This window comes from Pirellulales bacterium (assembly GCA_035939775.1).
Taxonomy (GTDB): domain Bacteria; phylum Planctomycetota; class Planctomycetia; order Pirellulales; family DATAWG01; genus DASZFO01.
Genome location: DASZFO010000036.1, coordinates 1 through 5,413, shown reverse-complemented (window position 1 = coordinate 5,413; position 5,413 = coordinate 1). Strand labels below are relative to the sequence as shown.

Sequence of the window (5,413 nt, the reverse complement as noted above, 5' to 3'; positions counted from 1 at the left end):
GGTGATGGTCGAGTACAACGCCTCGATCGAGCAGATGAGCGGCGAGGATTGGAACGACGTGACGATGGCCCTCTCGACCGCCACGCCGTCGCTGGTGGCCAAGGCCCCGGTGCTCGAGCCGCTCTCGATCGCGCTCAGCGCTGCGCCGGCGGCCGGCCCCGGCCCTAAAGGCTCCGCGGCCTATTTCTCGGCCAAGAAGGAGATCGAGGAAAGGCGACGGCAGATCGAGCTGAGTCGCAACTTCGCCGGCAATAACTTTCAATTCGGCAGCTTCAACAGCGCTGCGGGCGGCGGCATCAACGCCGGAGCCGTCGCAAACAATTCCGCGTCCAATCCTCAGCAGCCGGCCCAGCAAGCGGCGCAAGCGGGAAATCCGAACGGGGACGCTCAGCAGCAGTTGATGTTTCAAACCGACGAATACGACGCCACTCTGAACGAGGCGGCCCGTGAATCGCAGGTGCTCGATCTGATCATCACCGCCAAGGTGGATCGCGCCACGAAACCGGCTCACGAATCGGATACCGAAGGCGTCAGCGTCAGCTACCAGCTTTCCGGGCGGACTTCGCTCCCCAGCCGTTCCGATCGGCAACTGATCCAGATCGCTTCGATCGCGATGAAAGGGGAATTCTATCGCGTCGCGATCCCGGTGCTAACCAGCGCCATCTATGAAGAGGCCGACGTGATGAACTCGAGCAAGCTGGTGCTTCTGGCCGGGCCGGTCTCGACCTACGTCGATGGGCAATTCGTCGGCCATGGCGACATGCCGACCGTCTCGATCGGCGAGACCTTCACGGTGGGCCTGGGGATCGACTCCTCGCTCCGCTCCCACCGCGAGCTGGCCAAGAAGAACGAGTCGATCCAGGGAGGGAACAGAGTGGTGGATTTCACCTATCAACTGTCGGTTGAAAACTTCGGCGCGGAGGCCGCTCAGGTCCGGCTGATGGATCGCTTGCCCACGGCCAAGGAGACGGAAGTGAAGCTCGCGCTCGTCGCCCCGGGCCAGCCGCTCAGCGACGACGCCCGCTACGAGCAGCAAGACCGCAAGAAGGGGATGCTGCGGTGGGACGTGAAGGTGCCGCCCCAGGCGATCGCCGCCAAAGCCTTCACGCTCGATTACCAGATGCAGATGGAGTACGACAAGCAGCTTTCGATCGCCAGCCTGCCGGGGAAGAGATAAGGACGAAGTGCGAAGGACGAAGTACGAAAAATCGACATTTCGCCGCGGCACTTGTCCCGTGTTTCTCGACCGACCAGCAAGACGCAAAACGATGGCCAGGGGCGCGCCGCCCTGGGGTTTGGCCGGCAGGTTGAACCCCAGGGCGTTTTTTGCTTTATTTGTCGTCGAGAATCTGTTACGCTCTAGGAGGCGGGCTGGGGGCGATCTCGAGGAACGATCAGGCAAACTTCCATGCGACTTTTTTATCAGCGGAGTGGGGCGCCGCGCGCCCGGCGGGCGTTCACGCTCGTCGAACTGTTGGTCGTGATCACGATCATCGGCATCTTGATGTCGCTGTTGCTGCCCGCTGTGCAATCGGCGCGCGAGGCGGCGCGAAAGCTCCAATGCGCCAACAACATCAAGCAATTGGGTCTGGCCCTACTGAATTACCACGCCTCGTTCGGCACCTTTCCGCCGAGTTCCGTGTGGAAAACGAGTTCCTCGAATGGCTGGAAGCTCGATCTCACCAACATCGCAAAGGCCAACAACGCAGAGCTTTTCGAGAATTGGGTCATCACCATTCTCCCGCAGCTCGAACAGCAGAACCTGCGCAATAGTTTCGATCTGACCAATCCGATTCCCAACGCGGCGAACGCCACTGCTCGCGGCACGGCACTGTCGGTCATGCTCTGTCCTTCGGATTCGTTCAATCAAAAGTCGTTCGACGGCTCGAAGGGGTCGAATACCAGCTCGATGGGCGATGGTTGGGCGCGTGGCGATTATGCGGCCAACGCCTCGCTCGGCTACATGGGCTACGGCAACAGCAACGGCGCTGGATCCGGCACGCAACCCATTGGCGGCGGTTGGGTCATTCGCTGGTTACGAGGGATCATGGGGGCCAACGCCTCTTTGCGAATCGACGACATCAAGGACGGCGCCAGCAATACGATCCTGCTCGGCGAAATCCGCGCGGGCATAATTCCACAGGACGCCCGCGGCATTTGGGCCATGAGCGGCGCCAGCCCAAGCGCCCTTTGGGCTCATGGTTATCTCGACGGAGCCGGTCCGGATTCCCAGACCGCCGCTGACGATACGCTGTCTTGCAGCGAAACCCAAACGGCCGTCGGTACGTCGGCACAGCTAATCCAAATGGGCATGGGATGCTGGACCCACGGTGGCTCCAACTCGCAACAGTTGGCTCGCAGCCTGCACATCGGCGGAGTGAATACGTGTTTCGCCGATGGTAGTGTGCGGTTTATCAGCGACTTCGTCGAAATCACGCCCGCCGGGGCTGATCCTACGAAGGCATCACCTCCCGGCAGCAACCTTGGCGTGTGGGACAGGCTCAACCTGTCCAACGACGGCCAGTCGGTCGACGCCAGCAAGTTCTAGCGCTTTGTCACCGTTTGGCTTTTTAGGGTTGGAGGCGTTTCGTAGGGGCGGCTTCCGGCCGCCGCTCAAGGGAGCGGGATGCTCCCGCTACGACTGAAGCCAACGCGAAATCTTGGAATCGGGCCAAGCACTAGAGTGTGAGCACGCTCCTGCGGAGCGGCTATACCTTTGGATAGGGTTCATCGAAAAAGTCGCCTTCCGCACCGAGAAATTCGCGGCGGCGCGCCGAGTCCGGGCCCGCTTTTTTCTTTACTTCCTTTGGGGAAGCTGTTACGCTCTCGGTTGGAACTGGGAAGCGTCTCCTCGACATCAAAATGGAACGCTCTGGTATGAAAATCTATTCCACGCGGAAAGCGGCCGTCGCTCGGCGGTTCGCGTTTACTCTCGTTGAGTTGTTGGTGGTAATCGCCATCATTGGCATTCTTATCGCGCTGTTGTTGCCGGCGGTGCAAGCCGCCCGCGAAGCTGCCCGCCGAGCGCAATGCACCAGCAATATCAGGCAGATTGGCTTGGCGCTGCAAAACTTCCACTCGGCGTTCAAGAAATTCCCGGCGAGTTCCTACTGGAGGGTGAACGGCCAACTCCAGATCACGGCGGCAGTCGAGATGGTGAACAACCCAAATCTGTTCGAGAATTGGGTGATCAAGATTTTGCCGCAGATCGAGGGAAAAGACTTGTACACGAATTGGAATCAGTCCAAGCCGATTCCGGACATCAGCAACGCCCTGATGCGCGGCACCCGCGTACCGGCCATGATCTGTCCTTCGGATCCGTTCAATTCCGTTCCTTTCGACGGCACGAAAAGTGGCTCGGCGAACAACATGGGGGCGAATTGGGCCCGCGCCAACTACGCGGCAAATGCCTCTTTGGGAAAGTTGAGTGTCACGGCCCACCAGGGGGATGGTCCCTATGACGCGGCGACCCCCCAGTGCTGGGGCAATCGATATGTACGCGGGATCATGGGGGCAAACGTCTCGCTCGGAATAAAGGACATTCACGATGGGACTAGCAAGACCATTCTCTTGGGCGAGATGCGATCCGGCCTGGACGCTCTCGACATTAGAGGCATCTGGGCTATGAGCGGCGGCCCGAGCGCGCTCTGGGCCGACGGCTATTACGGCGACGACAACGGGCCTAACAGCAGCAGTCTCGAGGGGGATGACGATATGACCTGCAATGATGTCGAACAGGCGCTTTTCGGCAGCAGCGGCGCCGGGTCTCAGGGTGAAATATTGATGGCCAGAGCGGGCATGGGCTGCGTCGGCCCCAAGGGAAACTGGCAGATGACTTCTCGCAGTCTGCACGTCGGCGGCGTGAATGTCTGCATGGCCGACGGCAGCGTCCGGTTTATCAGCGACTTCATCCAATTGGGCACCCAGGCCAACCCCCCGACCGCGAAAAATCTCGGTGTGTGGGATAAGCTACTCCTCCCGGACGACGGGGAAACGCTTAGCACGAGCAACTATTGACGGACGTCCAAATCTGATTCGACGGGTGCCATGGCCACTGCCCTGAGTGGCCATGCGCGAACGCAATCCATGCCCACGCCGAGCCGTGGGCATGGCACCCCGCATTCTCGCGGGCACCGGTGCATGAGCGCGGACTTGACGCAGCCTACCGTCGCCGCGAGAAGAAAGTCATCACGGCGGAGCGTGATGACTACACTCCGCACTTATTTCGCCCCGACCAACTGCTTCTTCTTCTCGGCGATGATCTCGTGCTGGATCGAGACCGGCACGCGGCGGTACTTGGCGAATTCCATCGTGAAGGTGCCCTGGCCCTGCGTCATGCTGCGCAGGTCGGTTGAATAGCCGAATGTTTCGGCCAGCGGCACTTCTCCTTCGATCACGGCCGTGTTCCCCTGCATCTCGGTGGCCACGATCATCCCGCGGCGGCTGGTGAGTTCGCCGGCCACGGCGCCTTGGAAAGTCGCGGGCACTTCGATCTCCACCTTCATGATCGGCTCGAGCAGCACCGGCTTCGCTTGCATAAACGTCTCGCGGAAGCAATTCCGGCCGCAAATCTGGAACGCCATGTCGGAGCTATCCACCTCGTGGTACGAGCCGTCTTCCAGCACGGCCTTCACGCCCACGATCGGATAGCCGGCGATCGGCCCCTTTTCGAGCGAGTTGCGGAATCCCTTTTCCACCGACGGGATGTATTCCTTCGGAATCCGGCCCTGCACCACGTCGTTCTCGAACTCGAAGATCTCCTCCTCGGAATCGTCGGGAAGCGGCTCGAGATAGCCGACGATATGGGCAAACTGACCGGAGCCGCCCGTCTGTTTCTTGTGCTTGAAGTTGAAGGTGGCCTTGGCGGTCGGCGCCTCGCGGTAACTGACTTTCGGCGCGCCGACTTCCACCTCGACCTTGTACTCGCGGCGAATCCGCTCGACGTAAATCTCGAGGTGCAATTCTCCCATGCCGGCGATGATATTCTCGCCGGTCTCTTCGTCGGTCGTGACGCGGAAGGTCGGGTCCTCGCGCACGAATCGCGCCAGCGCCTTGCTCAAGCGGTCGGCCCCGTCGCGCACGGCGGGACTGATCGCCATCTTGATGACCGGCTCCGGCACGAACATGTTTTCGAGCGTGCAGTATTTGGATTGGCCGGCAAAGGTGTCGCCGCTGGCCGCATCGACCCCCATCACGGCCACGATGTCTCCCGCCTCGGCGCTGTCGATCTCCGCGCGCTTGTCCGCGTGCATCTTGACTATCCGGCTGAAGCGCTGCTTCTGGCCGGTCCGCTGGTTGAAATACATCTCCCCTTTTTCGATCTTTCCCTGATAAACGCGCATGAACGTCAACTGGCCATACGGATCGTCGACGATCTTGAACGCCATTGCCACGAGCGGCTTGGCCGGATCGG

4 protein-coding genes are annotated in these 5,413 nt (G+C 60.7%); 3 read left to right on the top strand and 1 reads right to left on the bottom strand.

The window, feature by feature from the left end:
- The 3 genes from VGY55_01640 to VGY55_01630 form a co-directional block, all read left to right on the top strand.
- The coding region (locus VGY55_01640) for a DUF4139 domain-containing protein (protein HEV2968658.1) at positions 1–1,177 on the top strand (1,177 nt) is incomplete at its 5' end.
- Positions 1,178–1,408: 231 nt separating this feature from the next.
- The gene (locus VGY55_01635; protein HEV2968657.1) at positions 1,409–2,548 is read left to right on the top strand and encodes a DUF1559 domain-containing protein; all 1,140 of its coding nucleotides are present in this window, start codon (positions 1,409–1,411) and stop codon (positions 2,546–2,548) included.
- A 314-nt stretch (positions 2,549–2,862) separates the two neighbouring features.
- Entirely contained in the window at positions 2,863–4,017 is a 1,155-nt protein-coding gene (locus tag VGY55_01630) for a DUF1559 domain-containing protein (GenBank protein HEV2968656.1), read from the top strand.
- Positions 4,018–4,220: 203 nt separating this feature from the next.
- On the opposite strand, the gene VGY55_01625 is transcribed toward VGY55_01630, so the two are convergent.
- Positions 4,221–5,413 (bottom strand): EF-Tu/IF-2/RF-3 family GTPase (locus VGY55_01625; GenBank protein HEV2968655.1); only part of this gene is annotated, 1,193 nt, incomplete at its 5' end.

Coding starts and splice junctions, on each gene's coding strand:
- VGY55_01635 (HEV2968657.1), top strand. CDS start 1,409: ATGCGACTTTTTTATCAGCGGAGTGGGGCGCCGCGCGCCCGGCGGGCG.
- VGY55_01630 (HEV2968656.1), top strand. CDS start 2,863: ATGGAACGCTCTGGTATGAAAATCTATTCCACGCGGAAAGCGGCCGTC.